The organism is Enterovibrio makurazakiensis, assembly GCF_050336585.1.
GTDB lineage: Bacteria > Pseudomonadota > Gammaproteobacteria > Enterobacterales > Vibrionaceae > Enterovibrio > Enterovibrio gelatinilyticus.
On record NZ_JAKJSE010000009.1, the window covers coordinates 51,584 to 73,006 of the forward strand.

The 21,423-nt window shown below is 47.1% G+C and carries 16 protein-coding genes; 7 read left to right on the forward strand and 9 right to left on the reverse strand.

The genetic code is table 11. The annotated features are described in order from the left end of the window. Positions 1-58: 58 nt before the first annotated feature. The 4 genes from L4D06_RS07490 to L4D06_RS07505 all read right to left on the reverse strand — a co-directional run bounded on the left by L4D06_RS07490 (position 59) and on the right by L4D06_RS07505 (position 5,367). A complete protein-coding gene (locus tag L4D06_RS07490; protein ID WP_274162644.1) occupies positions 59-928 on the reverse strand; it encodes an aldo/keto reductase in 870 nt (289 codons plus the stop codon). 209 nt (positions 929-1,137) lie between these two features. Beyond that, positions 1,138-2,256, reverse strand: a complete 1,119-nt coding sequence (locus tag L4D06_RS07495) for a lipocalin-like domain-containing protein (protein WP_429738557.1) — start codon at positions 2,254-2,256, stop codon at positions 1,138-1,140. Next, positions 2,256-4,715, reverse strand: coding sequence for an ABC transporter permease (locus L4D06_RS07500; RefSeq protein WP_429738559.1), 2,460 nt, complete (start codon positions 4,713-4,715; stop codon positions 2,256-2,258). Before L4D06_RS07500 ends, L4D06_RS07495 begins: the two co-directional genes overlap by 1 nt. Continuing rightward, positions 4,696-5,367, reverse strand: a complete 672-nt coding sequence (locus L4D06_RS07505) for an ABC transporter ATP-binding protein (protein WP_429738561.1) — start codon at positions 5,365-5,367, stop codon at positions 4,696-4,698. Before L4D06_RS07505 ends, L4D06_RS07500 begins: the two co-directional genes overlap by 20 nt. A 355-nt stretch (positions 5,368-5,722) precedes the next feature. On the opposite strand from L4D06_RS07505, the gene L4D06_RS07510 reads away from it, so the two are divergent. Beyond that, positions 5,723-7,186 (forward strand): DUF2867 domain-containing protein, encoded by a 1,464-nt coding sequence (locus L4D06_RS07510; RefSeq protein ID WP_429738562.1) that lies wholly within the window; start codon positions 5,723-5,725, stop codon positions 7,184-7,186. A gap of 40 nt (positions 7,187-7,226) precedes the next feature. Here L4D06_RS07510 and L4D06_RS07515 read toward each other — a convergent pair whose 3' ends face one another. The 3 genes from L4D06_RS07515 to rsuA all read right to left on the reverse strand — a co-directional run bounded on the left by L4D06_RS07515 (position 7,227) and on the right by rsuA (position 10,105). Continuing rightward, entirely contained in the window at positions 7,227-7,880 is a 654-nt protein-coding gene (locus L4D06_RS07515) for a DUF2913 family protein (protein WP_274162649.1), read from the reverse strand. A gap of 4 nt (positions 7,881-7,884) precedes the next feature. After that, positions 7,885-9,084 carry a Bcr/CflA family multidrug efflux MFS transporter gene (locus L4D06_RS07520; RefSeq protein WP_429738564.1) on the reverse strand — a complete coding sequence of 400 codons (1,200 nt, stop codon included), beginning with the start codon at positions 9,082-9,084 and terminating at the stop codon, positions 7,885-7,887. 325 nt (positions 9,085-9,409) lie between these two features. Continuing rightward, positions 9,410-10,105, reverse strand: a complete 696-nt coding sequence (gene rsuA, locus L4D06_RS07525) for a 16S rRNA pseudouridine(516) synthase RsuA (protein ID WP_274162744.1) — start codon at positions 10,103-10,105, stop codon at positions 9,410-9,412. A gap of 497 nt (positions 10,106-10,602) precedes the next feature. Between rsuA and L4D06_RS07530 the strand changes: the two genes are divergently transcribed. The 3 genes from L4D06_RS07530 to rplY all read left to right on the forward strand — a co-directional run bounded on the left by L4D06_RS07530 (position 10,603) and on the right by rplY (position 13,482). Then, positions 10,603-11,070 carry a GNAT family N-acetyltransferase gene (locus L4D06_RS07530; RefSeq protein WP_274162651.1) on the forward strand — a complete coding sequence of 156 codons (468 nt, stop codon included), beginning with the start codon at positions 10,603-10,605 and terminating at the stop codon, positions 11,068-11,070. A gap of 88 nt (positions 11,071-11,158) precedes the next feature. Continuing rightward, a complete protein-coding gene (gene radD, locus L4D06_RS07535; protein WP_429738566.1) occupies positions 11,159-12,934 on the forward strand; it encodes a DNA repair helicase RadD in 1,776 nt (591 codons plus the stop codon). A 269-nt stretch (positions 12,935-13,203) separates the two neighbouring features. Then, entirely contained in the window at positions 13,204-13,482 is a 279-nt protein-coding gene (rplY, locus tag L4D06_RS07540) for a 50S ribosomal protein L25 (RefSeq protein WP_274162653.1), read from the forward strand. Between the two features lie 143 nt (positions 13,483-13,625). Here rplY and L4D06_RS07545 read toward each other — a convergent pair whose 3' ends face one another. Continuing rightward, positions 13,626-13,907 carry a DUF1289 domain-containing protein gene (locus L4D06_RS07545; protein WP_429738568.1) on the reverse strand — a complete coding sequence of 94 codons (282 nt, stop codon included), beginning with the start codon at positions 13,905-13,907 and terminating at the stop codon, positions 13,626-13,628. 149 nt (positions 13,908-14,056) lie between these two features. After that, positions 14,057-16,420, reverse strand: a complete 2,364-nt coding sequence (locus L4D06_RS07550) for a DNA polymerase II (RefSeq protein WP_429738720.1) — start codon at positions 16,418-16,420, stop codon at positions 14,057-14,059. Positions 16,421-16,919: 499 nt separating this feature from the next. Here L4D06_RS07550 and L4D06_RS07555 point away from each other — a divergent pair, with 499 nt between their 5' ends. The 3 genes from L4D06_RS07555 to L4D06_RS07565 all read left to right on the forward strand — a co-directional run bounded on the left by L4D06_RS07555 (position 16,920) and on the right by L4D06_RS07565 (position 21,375). Further along, complete coding sequence (locus tag L4D06_RS07555; protein WP_429738570.1) at positions 16,920-17,663, forward strand: winged helix-turn-helix domain-containing protein; 744 nt, start codon at positions 16,920-16,922, stop codon at positions 17,661-17,663. Further along, complete coding sequence (locus L4D06_RS07560) at positions 17,609-20,176, forward strand: hybrid sensor histidine kinase/response regulator (RefSeq protein WP_429738571.1); 2,568 nt, start codon at positions 17,609-17,611, stop codon at positions 20,174-20,176. The genes L4D06_RS07555 and L4D06_RS07560 overlap by 55 nt, the downstream gene beginning before the upstream one ends. Before the next feature lie 176 nt (positions 20,177-20,352). After that, entirely contained in the window at positions 20,353-21,375 is a 1,023-nt protein-coding gene (locus tag L4D06_RS07565) for a sugar ABC transporter substrate-binding protein (RefSeq protein ID WP_429738572.1), read from the forward strand. Positions 21,376-21,423 lie beyond the last annotated feature (48 nt).

Consider the following 21,423-nt stretch of genomic DNA (forward strand, 5'->3'; position numbering starts at 1 on the left):
TCATTACAACATATTCAATACATTAGCACACCCTCTCAGTCGGATGTAGCTCAACATATTAGACAAGCAATTGGAGGTTCGATCTCAGTCGCTCTGGTGATGAAGCCGCAGTTACGGGGGTAATGCCATAATCAAAAATGGTTTTCAATATCAGTGCTGATGGGGAAGAATGGTGTTGTTGTGCTTGCACTTGAATATCTTCTATCAATGCACAATTGAGCAAGTTGTCGTAATCGTCTGGGAGCTCATCAGGGGACTGTTCATAGGCACCATCAAGTAATGGGCTGTAACCAATAATCTCTGGTCGACAATCCAAGGCTTTAAGTGCTCCAAACAGGTGTTCATTGAGGATCACTTGGGGCCCAAAATCTGCAATGGCGTTTGGCGTGATTAATGAATAGCGATACTGGGCATAGGCAAAAGGCGTTAGTTGATTTTCTTTGATGACATCAGCAAGCTCTAGCAGGCGCGGTTCTCGATAATTCGATACCCCCAATTGTTTGACAATGCCTTGCTCCACCAGTGAAGAAAGTGCTTTCCAAGAATCAAGTAATGGCGTATCAAGATCATCCACATGAGCATAGAGGACATCTATGTGGTCGGTATTGAGACGAGCAAGGCTTTCATCCACCGAGCGTTTAATATTGTCTGGAGACAAACCATCAAGCTTGTCGTAGGTAAAACCGTCCACAGAACGTGCACCGATTTTCGTCATAATTTCAACGCTGTTACGCTCTTTCGTTGTTAACCACTCACCCAGGACGGTCTCACTTTCTCCTCCGATCCCTTCAGGGTGCCAACACGCATAGTTATTGGCCGTGTCTAATCGGCCTCCTCCCATTTCTATAAACGCATCTAGCACTGCGAAGCTGTCTTCTCGACTAGTGTAAGTACCAAATCTTGCTGTACCTAAAATAATGGGAAACATGCAGAGACTCCTTGCCGCGCAAAGTGATCAGTATTCAACCTCATCACGTGTTGCTATATTGTTAAATGTCTATTTAACAATAGCCTTTGTCTGTGTTTACAACAATCAACCACATAGCGATTCGAACGACAATCGTTCTTAAAATGGATGATTTCCCAGAATTGAAGCGACGTTGGCACTCAAGACAAATGTGTTCAGAGACCTTTCGATCAGTAGCCAGTAGCTTCCATGAACCCAACTCCCGTCGCTGAACCCTCAACGAAAATTGGCCCCTCCCAATATGGAAAAGCAAACGGCAGCCAGTTATTGGTATTTAGCGGAGAAGTGCGTAATGAAATATCTTCTTTTTCTATGTCGATTTGCCATTCAGTTGGTAAATGGCGTGATGTTGGCATTTTTGAAAAAGACAGTGGCAACATGGTGATATCGGTGTGTGACAGTATTTTCGTTTCACCGTTTGGCAGTGTCAGCGATCCGAATCGATAAGGGCCGTCATCGGCTCTTACCTGCACCACCATTAATGCACGACCATCGTTAAGTTGTATTGAAAACCAATCCCACCCTTGCTGATCTTCACTTAATGCTTGTGTGCTCCACTCTCGATCGACCCACCCATTTCCATTCACGGAAATCTCTTTCCCTTCAAGGGTCAATGTCCCTTCCAATGTAATGGCCGGAACACTGAAGTAGTAGGAACCTACGTCTTTATTGAGGTGTTTTCGACTATAGCCGTTATCACCTTGAAGGATTTCAGGCTGAGTTTGTGCCATGGTCAAACTAATACTAAAGGTATCATCTTGCGCTTTCAGCGCAGCAGGGAACGGCGCTTTGGTTTCGCTTTGCCATTGCCAATTGTCTAACCAAGCATGAAAAGGTTCACTTTCAACACCTGCTTGCCCTATCCCAGCGCGAGCAAATCGTTCCGCATAGAAGGTATGATTTTTAGTAGTAACAACCGCATGAGCCATGTAAACCTGTTTGTTGTTCCAACCTTTACCTTGCTCTGGAGATAACGCACTGCGAAACAAGGTCCATTGAACACCGTAATCATTGCCCTCTTTGTCAGTTAGGTTCGCGGTGACATACCACCACTCTTGGCGAAAATCGTCATGACGACCGTAGTCAGCCGGAAATTGAATATTGGCGTTGCGCGTAACCGCTGTAAACCCTTTGATGTTCTCCGCCACTAAGATATCCACGGCTAATTTGTCAGGATCATCACTTCTCAGAAGAATCGAACCAAATAGCGCAAGCGCCGAAACGAAGATCGCTAAACTCCAGCCAATAATGGTCAATATAAAGGGCTGAGGTGTATCTTCGTCGCGCATTACTGAGCTTCCCGCAATGAAAGAATGGCCGAGCGCTTAATCAAACGCCAAACAGGCCAGCAACCCGCCACCAACAAAGTGAGCAATGCACCCCCTAGCGTAGTGACATAGCTAAATGGAAAGTAAGATACCGACATCGTCCAACCAAATGAATACTTAAGAACAATATTGATCAGCACCTCGGCAATGAGAAGCCCCAACGGCAAAGCAAACAACGCTGAGAACAATCCAATGAGCATTAACTGGCCACCGCCGAGAAAGGCTAACTCTCGGCCTGATATCCCCATATACCGTAATAAAGCATATTGACGCTGGCGTGACAGTTCTGTCGCCAATGTAGAAAAGAACAGTCCACAAATCGCGATAATGAGCGTTAACGTGCAAAGCGTGTCCGTGACAAGGAATGTTCGGTCAAAAATCCGCATTGCTCTAGCAAGAATGTCCCTCTGATTACTAACCTGAGTTTCCATCAAACCAAACTCTTTACGCATTTGGTCAACGAGTTTCTTTTCATCATCATCGTCGTTGAGAAGCGCTGCCACGCCCACTCGCCCTTCTTTTTCCATCCAAGGAACAAGCGGTGAGCGATCAGAGATCATGACCTGACTATATGGATTACCATAATCGAAGTAGATACCAACGACATTCCATCCCTCTCCAAAAGGGCTAGGGAGTGTTATCGTGTCGCCTGGATGAACATCGAACTTTAAGGCTAGAGATTCACTCAGCAGCATGCTCTTATTCTGGTGTAAATGACTCCAATAGTCTGGCACCGTCACTTTCAACGCCAAAGCTTCTCGCTCTTCTTTACTGGTACCAAGGGTAAACACTTCAACCACACCCTGCGCGGTATCAATCTCGTGTCGCCACTGCAATAAGCTCTGCTTAACACTGCTCTGATTTTCCAGCCATGTTGATAGCGGTTGAGCCATTTCTTTATCAGGGCGTACATAAATATCCGCGGCGAGGCGCTGTTGCAACCACCCTTCGGTGGTGCTTCTGAAACTGCCAACCATGGTTTCCATGCCAATATTTGTGGCAATTGCCATCATAAAGGCCATGGCAGCTATGCCTCGGTAACTCAGGCTGGCTGATGCATCAGACAAAAACCAACGTAAACGAGCAATGCCGATTTTTTCCGAGATAAGAACAAACGTCTTTCCCATGATATATGGCAGCAGCAAACCGCCACTGATCAAAATGAGTGCAATCAAGGTGAAGCCTTGAGCTTGGCTTTGTGGAGCGCTATACACAACCAATGCGATCACAATGAAGGCTGCTGCCACTATGGCTTGCCAACGAAATTCGGCATGGGAGAAACGAACCAAAGACATGCGTTTAGACAAACGTGCAGGGGGCGTTGTGAGTAGTCGATAAAGAGGCCAACCGGATGCCATTGCAAAGCCACATACACCCAACAAGAAGCTATAAAAACCCCATTCCCATTGCCAATTGAGAGTAAGCTCAACATTAGCGCCATAGAGATCACTCAAGGTCGTCGCTACGGTCGGGATCAATTTCTGCGCAAGAATTAAGCCCGCAACATTGCCACTGACTAGGCCGAGTAACAGCCAAATTAACATTTCGCCTGAAACGACAAAAGCCAGGGATTTCCTGCCGACTCCGAGCTCTCGCATGATACCGACCAACGGTTGACGTTGAGCCATCGACAGAGAAATTGCTTGATAGAAAATGAACAAGCCCACGACGAATGCCAACAAACCCATTGCAAATAGGTTTAAGTGAAACGCTCGAGTCAGCGGGCCTAGTTGCGCAGTTTCTGTTCGAGACAAGGTGATTGTCGGCGGGAGAGACGCTCGAAGTTGGTCTCGTTTCGCCTTGTCCATTTCGCCACAATAAACCAGTGCAAGGCCTGAATGATCAGAGATATTCCGTATGACAGATATATCACCAATCAAACGCGTTCCGGCACCAATTCGGCCGCCATCGATTATATTCAACGGGCCAACTTCTTGTCCCCCTTTCAAGGTAAGTGTCTGCCCATCCCTCCAGCCAAAGTGATTGGCTAGCTCTGTACTTGCCCAGAGTGTTCCGAAGCTGTTATTCAAGGGGATAGTGTTGGCGAATGAAGCAGGGTTGGCATTATTAAACGCGAACATCGCGATGGTATCGATACCCATTAGTTGAATATCTTTCCCGCTTTGGGTTGATGTTCGGTAGAGGTCAACAGGCACACATTGGTTGTAGCCCTCTTTCCGCAAAGACACATAGAGGTCTTCATCAATGCGCTTTCCACGCTCTCGATGGTGGAGCACATAGGGAAACGGGTTACTAAAGAGGCTCGCGCCTTTCTTATAGCTGTCTTGCGCATGTTGGTTGATAGACATAACACCAACCAACAACGCAACACCGAGGGTTAAACCTAGCCATACGAGAAAGACTTGAAATGGGTGACGGCGATAATGACCAAAGAGCGCTTTAGCGACAGGAACGGACATTCAACACGCCCCCTTGTAGCGTGACACGGTGCCCGAGATAATCAGCCACCTTTTCACTGTGCGTAACGACCAACAAGGTGCAATCAAGTGACGTCGTCAATGTGGTTAGTAGTCGCATTACGGCATCGGCGTTACGTTCATCCAAGCTCCCCGTGGGTTCATCCGCGAGTAGAATTTTGGGCTCCATGTAGAGAGCACGAGCAATAGCAGCCCGTTGCTGCTGGCCTCCAGAAATCTCTTCAGGGTAACGCCCCAACAAAGGCATAAGATCTAACGCTGAAATGATTTGTCGCCAAAGGCTGTCGTCTTCATGTAAGCCCTTGAGCTGACGACAAAAACGAATATTGTCTGCGACGGTAAGTGTCGGGAGCAAGTTATATTGTTGAAACACCATGCCAATGTAGTGTCGGCGATAGCGTGTTCGTTCGCGCTCGGTGAGTTTGTGTATGGCAGTACTATCGATCCACACTTCACCGGAATCAGGATTATCAAGCCCGCCAATAAGATTAAGTAGCGTACTTTTTCCTGACCCGCTCTCTCCCATCAAAGCCACTTGATCATGGTTAGCTAAAGATAGCTCTGCGCCTTGCAAAACGGGGTGGAATTCACCGCCATCAAGATATCCTTTGCAAAGTCCAAGTATCTCTAACATTTAAACCCCTAACAATAGCCTTTGTATCGATGCGAGAACGATCACGCAAACGATTGGTCAAGCAATTTACCCCAATATCGGGCGTCAAGAAAGCAATTTGAACCAAGTGCTCATTTTGACAATTTATCTCGGTCACTCATCCCCATCATTTAACCCGTGCATTTTTTGTCCCGCGGAGTGCCTACATATTCATTCAGAACCCCCATGCTGTCTCGTTTTCACGGCAAATGCATGATATGGTCATTTCTCTGACATTGTGCTGACAATACGATGTAATAACGAAAGATGTTCACTTTTCCAGCAGAATTCGAGAATGCTGAATGCTCACTTTTTCACCAATTAGACTCGGGGTAACATGCAAGCAGTCACTGGTAAAGTTCTTGTCATTGGTGCAACAGGATACATTGGCCATCATTTAGTGTCAGAGTTACTGAAGAACCAATACACTGTTGTTGCTGCGAGTCGTCGGCTTTCTAGGGTTCGTAATCAGCCATGGTTCGAACACCCTTGTCTCGAGTCACAACAAGTAGACCTTTACCATGGAGATGGGCTTTCACGTGCATTAGAAGGTGTATCTACCGTTTTTTATCTTGCTCATGGCATGGCGTCGGGTTCTGACTTTTACCAATACGAATTGGATATGGCACATCACATGTCTCGAGCTCTTGCCAACAGCATGGTTAAACGCGTTGTTTATCTCGGCGCAACCCAGCCAGAGGGAGTGTCATCAACGCACCTCGCGGCTCGCAAAGCCACTGGAAATATACTGAGAGACTCAGGTAAGCAAATCATTGAAATAAGGGCTGGTATTGTCATTGGTTCAGGCTCGGCAGCCTTTGAAGTGATGCGTGATATTGTTTCCCACCTCCCTATTATTACGGCGCCCGTCACCATTCAGTCCCAGTCTCGCCCTATCGCCCTCGACACCATGATTGGTTATCTCATCGCTGCCATAACCTTGCCGATACAAGATTCAGCGACCTTTGACGCCTCAGGGCCTGAAGTCATCAGCTACGAGAATCAAATGAGACGTTTTGCTCGGATCATTAATAAACGTATTACTATTTTCAAAGTACCATTCTTAACGCCAAACATGGCGACGCACTGGCTAAGCATTGTCACCACAGTACCTAAGCCCATTGCCCAATCTCTCATTCACGGTTTGAATTACAATTTACTTCCGACTGGAACCGACTTATCAACGCAGATTTCTTTGCCCCAAATCAGCTTTGAGCAAGCCGTTGAATCTGCATTGTCTAATGAAAGTGATGTGGTGAAAAATGACATTTGGGGGTTTGACTCTGAAGCTCTCGCTAGGTGGCACAAAGGCTATGGCTATTACCCTAAACAAGCGGGATTCTGTGTTGACACTGATGCAACCGCACATGATCTTTGGCACAAAATACGCCATGTTGGCGGCGACGAAGGGTATTTCTTTGGCGACGCGCTGTGGACGCTTCGTGCTTATATGGATGCAGCGGTTGGGGGAAATGCGCTGAAGAAGCGACGCCCCGCTCCTGATTCACTAAAGGTGGGTGATTACATCGACAGCTGGAAAGTCATTCGGTGTGAAGATAACCTCCACCTTTCGTTACTGTTTGGTATGAAAGCGCCCGGTCTAGGTAGACTTGAGTTTACCATCGTTGATCATGGTGAATATCGAACATTGGATATTCGCGCATGGTGGCACCCTGCAGGATTTCGCGGGTTATTGTACTGGTTCGCCATGATGCCAGCACACTTATTCATTTTTCGCGGTATGGCGTTCGCATTGGCAAAAAAAAGCGGTGCCAAGGTTATTACACCTTCACACCGCTGATTTTGCTAAATCGTCACTAAATGTCGTTTAGAGCAACAAATTACGCTTTTAGGCTCTCAGGTAACACCACTAAGCAATTTGCTTGGTTACGCGGCCAAAATTTGTATTCGCCATGGTATTTAATGATCGACTTGTAATCGGTAACTTTGGTCGCCAAGAAGCCATGAGACAAAAACATCTCGATAAACTGCGGCTCGCGGCCTCGAACATACACACTCAAAGGCTTCACAAGCTCACCCTCTTCGTTGAAGCTCTTTTCAAGCGCAGCGCTGTTTGCGACAAAGGAATGCTGGCCATCCGAAATCACGCGCATTTTACGGTTAATTTCCTGATCGGTATGCACCATCCAGTCATTCTCTTCAAGATCAGTCAATAAATCCTCGAACTGACTAAGCATGATCGGAGCATGCTCATCCCCCTCCGGGAATTGATCGTGATAGACTGCCGCGATGTGCTCCATCTGGCCTTTGATGTTGGCATTTTTGCCCATGCTGCGGCCTTGTTGAACCCATGAGGTCAAATCTTTAACCACAATGGGATCAAAACGCTGTCGTTTAGCCGACTGCGCAACCCAACGGCAAAGAAACGAATCTTCACTCACTGGATTACTTTGTATTTTCCCCGCCGCCTTCGCGTCGTTAAGTTCGCTAAGCGCGGTATCCACCACGGATTTAATTTCTATTATGTAGCTCATGATCTTATTTTTTTGCTAAGCCCCAGTAAAACAGAGCAGATAGAATCGCACACGCAGCCATAGCACCCGTCATGGGCCAAGCTGAGTGAACAGGAATGGCGGCGACTATACCACCAACAAGTGTACCGATGCCAAATCTCATTGTGCCAGCCAATGACGATGCGGTACCTGCCAGCTCTGGGTATGCGCTCAATACGCATGCCATCGAGTTACTGCCCACTATCGAAATGGTACCAACAAACAACATGACTGGAATAACAGTACCCCACAATCCGAGATTGAGGAGCTGACAAACGATGAGTGCAATACCCGCCACCAGCTGGATCATCAAACCGATTTTCAACATGTTTTCACTACCGATACGGCGCACAAACTTGCCGTTGAATGACGTCATCACAATCAAACACACAACGTTAAGGCCGAACAGATAACCAAAGTTCTCCGTGCTTACACCGTAATAGTCGATGTAAACGAATGACCCTGCCGTTAAGAAGGAGAACATTCCCGCGAACGAAAAACCGGATGCAATGATGTATCCAATCGATTGTTTGTTTCGCAGTATTTTTAGGTAGTTACGCAACGTCGAACCGATTCTAAGAGGCGGACGCCCTTGAACGGGAAGGGTTTCAGGAATTAGTGTCACCACCAATACGATAACCAGCGCGGCAAAACCTGCTAACAACCAAAAGATTGAACGCCAACCAAACCAAACCGCCAGGTAACCACCAATCATAGGCGCTGCTAATGGGGCGACGGTCATGACCAAGGTGATGAACGACATAGTTCGAGCAAAATCTTCTTTATCGAACATGTCACGCACTAGCGCTTGTATGACTACTGCAGCAGCAGCACCACAGAAGCCTTGTGCAGCTCGGATATATGTCAGCGTTTCAATGTCATTGGCATTGGCACTCACCACCGCGCCAATCAGGAACATGATAACGCCAACGATCAAAACAGGACGGCGACCATAGCTATCAGATATCGGCCCATGAATGAGCTGTCCGAGCGCAAAACCGGCTGTGTAAGCGGCAAGTGTTCGCTGAACCAAACCAGGGGCTACATCAAGTTCTTTCGCAATGTCTGGCATTGCGGGTAAATACATGTCTATAGCAAGCGGCGTCAAAGCCGCTATCGCCCCGAGAACGAGGATCAAAAGAAATGTCAGCTGTTGAGCTGGCGGATGTATCGCATTCGTTGTCATGTATACCTTAAGAAGAAAAGATGAAGAAAAAAGAGGGACAGTTCAAAACTGTGTCTGGCTCACATAATAGCACTATGATTAATTCCCTTGAGGAAATAATGACTTTCTATTTAGACACAAACGGGATCATCACTAACTGACAGATAATTAAGAAGAAATTTTCATCATCACGATAAGATATATCCATCGCACTGCCATGCACAACTCCCCGGTCTAGTGACTGACTGGAAAGCACATACAAAAAACGCTGCGAGAACATATCTTCGCAGCGTTTTTGAATTTGAACCAAGAATCGTTAAATAATCAGCGCGTTCTAGGCATTATTTTATGGCAGAAAGAACGCAATCTCTTCTTGCGTTAGCGAGCGGTATTCACCCGGCTGAAGTGATTCATCAAGCACCAGTTCGCCCACTGATTCACGGTGCAGGCCAACAACTTTGTTTCCTACCGCTGCAAACATACGTTTCACTTGGTGGTATTTGCCTTCGTGGATCGTCAACAAGGCTTCTTTTTCTGCCAGCACTTCAAGTTGAGCAGGCAAGGTGTCCGATTTCTCGCCGCGAAGTGCAACGCCGTCTGTGAACGCTTCTGCAGTGTCATCAGAGATAGGATCGTCCAACCAAACGCGATAGGTTTTATCGCACTTGTGTTTAGGTGATGTCACTCGGTGAGACCATTGTCCGTCATCAGTCAGAAGTAGAAGACCGGTGGTATCGCAATCTAGGCGTCCAGCAATGTGCAGCTTTTCTGCACCAACTTCTTCTAGTAGAACAAAAACCGTAGGGTTATGCCCGTCTTCATGTGAGCACACATAGCCCTCAGGCTTATTCATCATGATGTAACGAGGACCAGACAAACGCAGCGACGCACCATCGAACTCAACATCTGCATCTTCTGCAATTTTCACTGCGCCACTCTTAACGATGTCACCGTTAACCGTCACGCGTTTTTCTTTAAGCAGCCTAGCTGCTTGAGTACGAGTAACGCCTACCGTTTCACAAAGAAATTTGTCTAGCCTGATCATTGTCTATTGTCCGTGATGCTCTTAAAGCGCGCATTATAGGAAGTTCGACATAAAGGTACAGTTAAAAACGCATATTCAATCTCATATTACGAGAATGAAATTGCACTCTTGCTCCGTCTGTCTATAACTAAGAGGTGGCGAACTTAACATATTCGTTACAGTCTAATCCTGAGATCTTCTTTTTATATTTATACCCAAGCAACCCGAAGATGCAGGATTCAGCGCGCTTGACTAGCGCGATGCTCAAGGCATCCCTTTATCGGTGTAGCGATCTCCATCAAAAAGGGATAACACCGAGCATAACGTCAGTAAAATCGCCAGGAGGGAGGTCATCAGAGTGTTCGATTCAAGGCAAATTCGTGTAGGAATAGTCATTCTATTTCACTGGAATTTAACGATGAAGTGGACACTCTGATGACCTCGAAATCTAGCATCTTCATGTTGTTTGGGTATATACTCTCGCATTGGTTAACATGTTGATTAGGGAAGAATTTATGAATATATCTCTGCAGTCTCCTTCCACAGAGTCAATGCCAAGGCTCCTTGAGCTGTCAAAACACATGCATGATCACGAAGCACTCTCCTTTGATGTAGAGCATGTCACGTCCGCTTTCAATTTCTTGATTGCGAATCCTGCACATGGTGACGTATTCCTAATCGCCCTAGAGCAAGACGGCGAGGAAGAAATCATTGGCTTTGTCGTAATTTGCTACAGTTTTAGCATTGAGCTAGGTGGTCGAATCGCAGTGATAGATCAGATCTTTCTATCCCAAGATTGGCGACGTCAAGGTGTCGGTTCGTATGTATTACCGAACATTGAATCTCACGTACAAACACGCGACTGCCATGCTGTGATTCTAGAAGTGAATATCGGTAATAGTGGTGCACGTGAGTTCTATGAGCAATTTGACTACATGCCGCGTCGCCAACATTGTCTGATGACAAAGCGAATGGTGCGTTAGAACGGGAAACGGAGTTGGCTAGATCGCTAGCTAAAGTCCCCATCCCTCGCTACACTGGGCAGCCAAAAACAGCTGCCTTTTTAATTGCATGTATACCCTTCGTCCTTACCAATCTGACACTGTAAAAGCGGTTGTTCATTACTTCCGCCAACACTCCACGCCTGCCGTTGCGGTACTGCCCACGGGTGCTGGAAAGAGCTTAGTGATTGCTGAATTGGCCAAACTTGCCCGCGGTCGGGTTCTTGTGCTTGCTCACGTAAAAGAACTGGTTGAACAAAATCATGAAAAATACGAAGGATATGGGCTTAAAGGCGGCATTTTTTCTGCAGGTTTAGGCCGTAAAGAGAGCTCGGACAAAGTGGTGTTCGCCTCTGTGCAATCTGTTGTTCGAAATCTTGACGCATTCAAAGATCAATTTTCGCTACTCGTTATCGACGAGTGCCACCGCGTACCGGACAACGAAGACAGCAGTTACCGCAAAGTGATATCCCACCTTCAGCAGGTTAACCCTGGCATTAAAGTACTCGGTCTAACAGCAACACCGTACCGACTGGGAATGGGCTGGATTTACCAATTTCACACTGCCGGACGGGTACGAAGTGAAAAGTATCGCTTCTTTCGTGATTGTATTTTCGAGCTGCCTATTCGCTTCTTGCTGGATGAAGGGTTTCTAACTGAAGCAAAAGTCTTAGATGCTCCAGTACTTAGCTATGATTTTTCCTCACTAAAAGCGTCTCCTACTGGCTTTTATAAAGAAGCAGATCTCGACCGTGTCATAGAAAATGCGCCACGAGCTACCCCTCAAATCGTTGAGCAGGTAATGCAGTACGCGAAAGATCGCCATGGCGTGATGGTGTTCGCAGCAACGGTTAGGCATGCCCAAGAAATCCTTACACTGCTTCCCCCTGAAGAATCCGCATTAGTGATCGGCGACACGCCCTTGGATGAGCGTGACGACATCATCCAACGCTTTAAGAAGCGGCAAATTAAATACCTGGTCAATGTGTCAGTTCTCACCACGGGGTTTGATGCACCCCATGTCGATCTGATCGCTATATTACGCCCTACTGAATCTGTCAGCCTCTATCAACAAATTGCGGGACGAGGTTTACGCCTTTCTCCAGGCAAAAAAGATTGCCTCATTCTGGATTACGCCGGCAACGTCTATGACCTTTATCAACCCGAGATTGGCGATCCAAAGCCGGATAGTGACAGTGAGATTGTGACCGTTCCTTGCCCTGCGTGCGGGTTCAATAACAATTTCTGGGGAAAACTCGACGATAACGGCTATCTGATTGAACATTACGGTCGTCGCTGTCAGGGATATTTTGAGGACGACGAAGGCGAACGGGAAATCTGTGGTTATCGCTTTCGCGCCAAGTATTGCAGCGAATGTGGTGCAGACAACGACATTGCCGCACGACGTTGCCATCAATGCGATCATATTCTTGTCGATCCAGACAAAAAATTACGTGATGCATTGAAGCTCAAAGATGCCATGATCATGGCATGCGCCGACATGCGTCTGGTGGCGGGAAGAAATAAATTCGATAAGCCGCAGCTTAAAGTCACTTACATTGGGCATGATGGTGCCGAGATTCATGAAGTCTGGCCGCTTTCAACAAAACGACAAAAAGAAGAGTTTCTGGCTAAGTTTATCAACCCGCACTTGGTTGACCGTCATCGCCCGTTTACCGACACTGCACCGTCAAAGATCGTTAAAGCCGAGCACAGGCTTCGACTTCCAGATTTTGTCGTAGCGCGTAAAAATGGCCGATTTTGGGCGATACGCGATAAAATATTCGACCTCGATCAGTTTGCATCACAACAGCAAGTGACCGAGATGATCAACAACGCGGCATGATTAATGAGCCATTCGCTTCACCGTTTGGCGACTCACCAATAAACGAGTAAAATCACCGCCACAACATGTTATCTAAGCGCAATAACACGCATAACGTCGCGTTATCGCTCAAAGCTCCACCAATCGGGCGCCAGATCTAGCATAAGCCCCCGATAACACTTGTTAATCTCATAGGTGGGTGGTAGTATCCGCGCTCGATTTACTTGGTATCTAGATTGGTCGCAAGCTGGGTACTTATTTTCAACTCTCTATTTTAAAGAGTATTTATTATGAAATTCGAAGCAGTAGTACGTACTGAGCAGGGTAAGGGTGCGAGCCGCCGCCTGCGTCTAACTAACCAATTCCCAGCAGTAGTTTACGGTGGCGAAGCAGCTCCAGTTGCAATCGCACTTGAGCACAACATCGTGATCAACCAAATGGATAAGCCTGAGTTCTACGAAGCGATTACTCTAGTAATCGACGGCCAGGAAGTTAGCGTTAAGCCACAAGACATCCAACGTCACCCGTTCAAGCCTAAAGTCATGCACATGGACTTCATCCGCATCTAATTGCGTTTGAGCTTGAAGGCTCTTCACTCTTTCAAGATGTGAATGAGACGAAAAAAAGCGCCGTTTATCGGCGCTTTTTTTATGTCTATTACTTGGCACTTGGCAGATAACTCAGGTAAAAACCCAAACAATGCTACCTCGTTTTAGGCGTCATCACCTGGCGATTCATCATCAGCAAACAAAGATTGCTGTGGGTTGATCTCTTCTGCACTCTGCATTGCATCTTTGGCGAGCTTGGCCTTCAAAATACGCTGGTATCGTTGCTTACAAAGACGAACCACATTACGTCTCTGTTCACTGCTAAAGTCATTCCATTGAAACCGCTCATCCCTGCTGCGAAAGCAACCTTTGCAATACCCTTTGTTATTGGCCTGACAAACACCAATACACGGGCTGGGTACTGTAAAGAAATCAAGTTGCTCCAATATCGCACCTCGTTGCGTGGCTAGCGTTTGTATTCATTCAAACGACTTTCGGCGAGAAAAGTAAATCAGATAAGAGACTGAATGCACAAAGTGATGCAGCGCTATCAYTCATCACTCCAACTCATAGTAATAGTTATCGTCATCATTTGTCAGAACAGCCCCAATTGAGGCATCGACAATGCGTCGAAGCTTTTACCTATGAAAGGCAAGATACCGTCCGCAATCGGTTTCAGCTGTTTATCAACGTAATGCTGGTAGTCATACTGACTTTCTAACGCTTCCAATGGTTCAGGTCCATTCAACGTAATGACATACTCGATCCAGCCACCATGCTGATATTGCTTCGCCCTTCCCAGCTTTTCATTTACCGCATCGGCTTTACGTGCCGCTCTCACATGCGGAGGAACATTCTTTTCATAATCCGACAACTTACGGCGAAGTCGCTTTCTATATATCAGCTTATCATTATTGTGACCGCGTAACGTATCTTCCACCGTTTGTCGGACATAGTCCTCAATGTCTTCTCCATCGAAGACCCGTTGGTACAAAGTTTGCTGAAACTCTTGGGCAAGTGGCGTCCAATCTGTTCTCACCGTTTCTAACCCTTTGTAAACAATGTGGCGCTCGCCATGTTTATCGACCAAACCGGCATAGCGCTTTTTGCTTCCCGTATCCTGACCACGGATGGTTGGCATCAAGAATTTCTGGTAATGCGTTTCGTACTCGATTTCGAGCGAAGATGGGATCTGATATTCATCACTTAAGTGCTTATCCCACCATTGGTTAATGTGCACCACCAGCGCCTGCCCCACTTCGTCAGCTTCTTCATTACTGAATTCTCGCCCCAAAGACACGAAGGTTGAATCCGTGTCTCCGTAGATCACTTCATAGCCTTGGTTTTCAATCAGCTCTCGCGTTAGCTTCATGATTTCATGACCACGCATGGTAATTGATGATGCCAAGCGGTGGTCAAAGAAACGACAACCGGATGAACCCAGCACCCCGTAGAAGGAGTTCATGATGATCTTAATCGCTTGAGAAAACGCCTTCTCACCTTGTCGCTTAGCTTCATCTCGCGCTTTCCAGAGGTTTTCAATCATCGCGGGAAGAAAATGTTTCTCTCGGTGGAAGATACCGCCCCGAAATCCAGGTACTGTCGTGCTTTCATCTTCGGATTTCAAACCTTCGATCAGGCCTAGCGGATCAATCAAAAACGTCCGGATAATGGAGGGATACAGGGATTTGAAGTCGAGAACCAATACCGAACCATATAGCCCCGGCTTACTGTCCATCACATAGCCACCCGGGCTAGCTATCCAGTTCTCACTTGTCAGCGTCGGGGCGACATAACCAGCACGGTGCAAACGTGGCATATAGAGGTTGGTAAACGCAGCCACTGACCCACCAATACGATCAAGCTCAATACCGGTTAAACGACTGCGCTGAATGAGAAACTCCATCAAATGCGTTTCTGAAAATATACGGTTTACCAACACACAGTCTTGCAGGTTGTATTTGGCCAGCGCGGGCTTATCGTCACGAAACATACGGTTGATAGAATCCATGCGGTCATACGGATTATCTATCGCCTTTCCTTCGCCAAACATGGTTCTAGATACGGATTCCAAAGACCAAGAGCGAAAACTGTAGGTCGCAGTTTTCAAGGCATCAATTCCGTCAATCACCACGCGTCCCGGCAAGGTAATAAATCCCTGACGGCTGTTATTCGAATCACGCCAATGCGCTTTTTCTCTGCCTCTACCCAACCGTAATTCAATGTTGTTAAACGCCGCGCGCTTCATGAGCAGGCGGAAATCAAAGTCAACCACACTCCAGCCCACCACTACATCGGGATCAAAGCGGTCAAACCATGTATTCAGCGCCTTAAGCAACGCGAGTTCGTTTTCGACCCAGTCAATCCAAGGCATTTCATCAGCATTATCTGGTGTGGGACCAACCATGATCACTCGGCTATCCATTTCACTGTCGAAACCAATGGAGTACAACACGCCTTTCTCTGAGCATTCAATGTCCAACGAAACTCGAGAAAGCGACGTGGAATACTCTGACGCTTTGGTTTTGACATTTCGATACTCAACGAAACCATTGCGCTGTGAGGCTGTGCCTGAAAACGTCAATCCACCACAGATAAAACGCTCCATCAGATATCTGTCTGATAACCGAACATCTGCTTCAAAGGGATCGAAGCCTTCCGCTTGCAGTATTCTCGACGCTCGCGTTGCTGCGCTGATCGTATTGAAATAGACACCAGAAATAGCTCGGTGCGAAAAGTCAGAAAGGCCAAGTGGTTTGCATTGAAAAGAAAGACCAGAGGATGACAAAGACTGCTGCACGGAATCAGCATCTTCGCTTGCCACAAAAAATACGGGTTTCTCGCCAGTGATGACGAGCTTGGCAGGGCCTGTCACTGTCTGCACCCAAAGAACAAGCTCAGTGGTATCACCGATGTCGCGACTATGGCGACTGATTAGAAATCCTTCTTGGTATTGCAAAGTAGCCTCAGAGATTAGATTGACCTTGGCAGTATATACCCAATCAACCTGAAGATGCTCGATTTCAGAGGCCATCAGGACGTTCAATTCAAGGCAAATTCTTGTAGAAATAGTCATTCTATCTCACAGGAATTTAACGAAGAAGTGGACGCACTGACGGCCTCCCTTCGGGCGAGTTTACTGACGCCATGCTCGGTGTTATCCCTTTTTGATGGAGATCACTACATCGGCAAAGGGACGCCTTGACCACGACGTCAGTAAACCTCGCTGAATCCTGCATCTTCAGATTGTTTGGGTATATACCCAAGCAACCTGCAGGTCTCCGCGGATAACCAGCCTAACTAAAATCAATTCACGGATATATCAAAGACAAAGCGGGTGAAGTCTACAACGTTGGACGCCTCTTATTGTTTCTGTCTTCTACTTTTAAAGTCTTTACAGGCCACAGTAACGAGAAACACTGGACGGCGGAAAAGGAATTAAAAGTAAAGGAGCTACTATGAGCAGTGTCGCTTCCCACATTGTCGTCGTTGATGACGAGCAAGATGTCAGGGCTGTATTAACAGACGCATTACGTCAAATTGGTTACACTGTCACATCGGTTTCGAACAGTCAGGAAATGCAAGCAACCACCGATGTAGACCTCGCAGTGATTGACCTGCGCTTGCACAATGAAGACGGCTTGCAACTGGCGCGACAGCTTAGAGCGAGCAGCGACATTCCCATCATGATGTTAACCGGCAAAGGCGACGAAACAGACCGTATCATTGGCCTTGAAGTCGCGGCGGATGACTACATGATGAAGCCATTCAACCTTCGCGAATTTACAGCCCGTGTCAATGCACTATTACGCCGAAGCCAAAACACCTCACTGCAACGCTTACCGATTGAAAACAATGAAACCGTCTATCAATTCGCCGATTGGACGTTATTTCTTTCTCGCCGCCAACTTCAGCATGCCAACGGGAATCAACCTTGCCTGACTTATGGCGAGTTTTCTCTGTTGGAGGCGTTCATCTCTTCACCTCAACGCGTATTGACTCGCGAACACTTGATGGAGCGAACACATGGCTACGATTCAGATTCCATGGATCGCACCATTGATGTCTTGGTTGTTCGTCTTCGGCGGAAAATTGAGGCCAACCCGAGGATCCCTTGCCTCATCAAAACTGAACGAGGGGTTGGCTATTGTTTCGATTCGCCCGTGACAAAACGAGTTCAACGAGCGAACAACGCCAGTTAATGCGCAGAAAGAGTATTCGCCCTCACTTAATGCTGACGCTATCTGTGTTGCTGATACTGACGACACTGATGGCGGGGTTTTCTTTGTTCACACTTTGGCAAAACCAGTATCTTTTAGACAGGATCACACAAACCACACTGGTAGATACCCAAACCGCATTAAACCTTTCAGAAGGTGTGGCACAAATCGCTGCTTTAGCACCATATACCGCCGCCTCCGCAAGGCCTCATCAGATTCAAAATGAGAAGAAACAACTCCAAGCGAGAGCTGATGCGCTGAGCGATGAAGCGCTGAGTTTGACAACAGCCACTTACGCAAGCGAATTAAGCCAGCGCATTCAGGAAGTAGAAGGCACGCTCGACAAACTCATGTCGAATGTCGAACGAGAATTGTTTATTCGTGAAGATCTCATGGCGCAGCAATTTTCGCTGGATTCACTGAACGAACACCCTTTCGGTCAACCTTTTATAACGGCTTTTCGCCAAGACCCTACGCGTATTTCTCAAGGTTGGATTCAGCAGGTAACCCGTTCTTTGGAGCAAGCTCACTTGAAATCGCCGCTGCCCGTCCAACAAATCATGCCGGTTCTTGCATCACTCACACGAGGTAATGCGCATATCAAGTCCTTGAGAGCTGAAAACGCGTTTCTATTGGCTTCCATCAGAGCTCACTCAGATAGGATGACAGAGCATGTCCGCGACATAGTCGCAGCCCACCAGAAAGAAGTGAGTGAACAGCAACGGCTTGCCCAATCAGCCATTAACCGAGTGATGCTGGTGATGGTGTTGATATTGCTATCATTGGTGATTGGGGTGTTCTACCTCTATCGCTTTAATGATCGCATGGCAAAGGATCTGGTCAGCGTCACCGATGAAATGCTCAACCTCGTGCACGGTGATACAAACCAAACACCAATCGAACTTTCTCGCCAAGATGAAATTGGAAAACTAGCGACCGCTTTCTTGGCTTTTCAGAAAAATGCCGTCGAAAAAGCGCGTATCACACAAGACCTTTTCAACCAAAATGTCCTCCTCGAAACGATTTTCCACGAAATGCAGGATGGCCTCAGTGCATTTGATGGCAACAACCGTTTGTTAGCGTGGAACAATAAATATGCGTCTTTGCTCGGTCTTGAACACAGCCAACTTGCGCTAGGTATGTCAATTGAAGAGATCCAACAGCAGCTATCCCCTCGACGACAACAAGCAGTGACAGAGAATGGGCTACAAGATGATGCTTACACCCGTCTAAGGCATAAAGAGCCGCTTCTTTTTGAACGTCACTTTAAAGATGGGCGAATTATCGAGTATCGCAGTCAACCTATCCCTTCCGGGGGCTTTATTACGCTATATCGAGATTTAACAGAAATTCGTCAGATCGACTTGGCGCTCAAGCAATCACAGAAAATGGAAACACTCGGGCAGCTTACTGGTGGCATAGCCCATGACTTCAACAACCTGCTATCCGCCCTAAATGGCAACCTCGAGTTGCTTGATATCTCTAACGCCCTCGACGACACCAGCCGACGTTATTTAACAAGGGCCTTGTCGGTGACAGAAAAAGGCAGTCAGCTCATTGAACGCCTACTTTCATTCAGCCGAACACAACCATTAAACCCTGAGCCCGTCAACTTGATGCAAACCATCGATGAATTATCCGATCTCATGGAATACTCTTTGGACTTCAACCAACAACTCTCCATCATTCATTACCCTCAAGACATCGACATCTATGTCGACAAAAGTGGGTTGGAGAATGCACTGATGAATTTACTTCTCAATGCCAATGCCGCCATGCCTAATGGGGGAACAGTCACCCTCACTACACGTCTGTGTTGTTTGCTTCGCCAACAACAATTGGCAGTTATCATTGATATTGAAGACACAGGCTGCGGCATTCACCCCGAACATATCAGCAAAGTGATGGAGCCGTTTTTCTCTACCAAGGAAAAAGGCAAAGGCAGCGGTTTAGGGCTCAGTATGGTCTATGGGTTTGTCGAGCAATCATCAGGAGACATCACGATTGAATCTCGTCAGGGTAAAAGCACGACAATCAGCATGCTTTTGCCCATCTACGACGCCAAATCAGTCCGAGTGCCTCAATATGACCATTCAACCCCCACAAATATGGACACAATCGATCTCAACGGGGTATCAATTCTCTTAGTGGATGACGATAGTGACGTTTCACAACCCATCGCCCAGCTACTCGAAGAACAAGGCGCAACGGTCATGTTGGCAAGATCAGCCAATGAGGCGCTAACGCTCAGTGATACCATCAAACATGACTGCGTGATAAGTGACATTAACTTAGGCGACACAGAAACAGGGATCGGATTAAGAAACACGCTAGAAGGCCACCACCCCTCTTTGCCCGTTGTTTTGATGTCAGGACTGCCTAAAGCCCAACTTATCGAGCAGTTTGGTTATGATACGAACTGGGAGCTGATCACAAAACCCATCACTCGCTACGCCCTTTTCACCGCGCTGAATCGCGTTTTATCAATGCATTAGCGTCTTTGTTTCAATTGTGAATGAAATGATTTTCTGATTGAAACTAACTGTTCGTTTTCATTTGCCAATCTCTTTAGCGAAGCAACCTCACGGATTGTGGTTTTCACAGAAGGGATAGACAACATTACCCCTTTAACCCGAGCCAGAGGAGCATGTCGTTTATAAGGAGATCTGTCATGAAATCACTGATACGTAAAACCGTTCTCGCCGCCTTCATCGCCGCTGTTCCCCTCTCACAAGCTGCCGCCGAGGAAGTGCTTGTCGGCTTAATTACCAAGACCAACACGAATCCCTTCTTCGTCAAAATGAAGGAAGGTGCGCAAGAGAAAGCGGAAGAAATGGGCGCAAAACTCAGTTCATTCTCTGGTCGATTCGATGGCGATACCGATTCACAAGTTCAAGCAATTGAAAATCTGATCGCTGCGGGAGCAAAAGGCATATTGATCACCCCGAGTGATCCTCAAGCCCTTGCGCCAGCGGTTAAGCGCGCCCGAGATGCTGGTGTGATTGTCATTGCTTTAGATACTCCCTTTTCACCTGCGAACGTCGCCGATGCAACCTTTGCCACCGATAACTTCAAAGCCGGCCAGCTTATCGGGGAATGGGCGAAATCCAAAATGGGTGACAACGCAAAAAATGCCAAGATCGCTCTGCTTGATTTGAGCACCGCAAACGTCACAGTAGATGTCGCTCGTGACCAAGGTTTCCTCACTGGATTTGGCATTGATACCAATGACCCGAACATAAATCGCGACGAAGACGATCCTCGTATCGTTGGCAATGACGTAACACAAGGTTCTGAAGAAGGAGGTCGTCGTGCGATGGAGAACCTTCTGCAAAAAGACCCTGACATCAACCTTGTATATACCATTAATGAGCCTGCAGCTGCTGGCGCTTATGAAGCCTTAAAAGCACTAGGTCGACAAGATGACGTGTTGATTGTGTCTGTCGATGGTGGCTGCCCTGGTGTCGATAACGTTGAAGCTGGTGTGATCGGCGCAACGTCGATGCAGTTCCCTCTTCGGATGGCGTCATTAGGTGTAGAAGCCGTGGTGGAATACGCAAAATCCGGCGTGAAACCGGGTGCTACACCGGGTAAATCATTTTACGACACGGGTGTTGAGTTGATTACTGATGAACCCGTGGCGGGTGTGGCTTCTTCAACTGCCAAACAAGGCAAGGCTAAGTGCTGGGGTTAAGTACAGGTTGAGGGGCTTTTGCCAAACACATTGGCTAACCACTCCTCC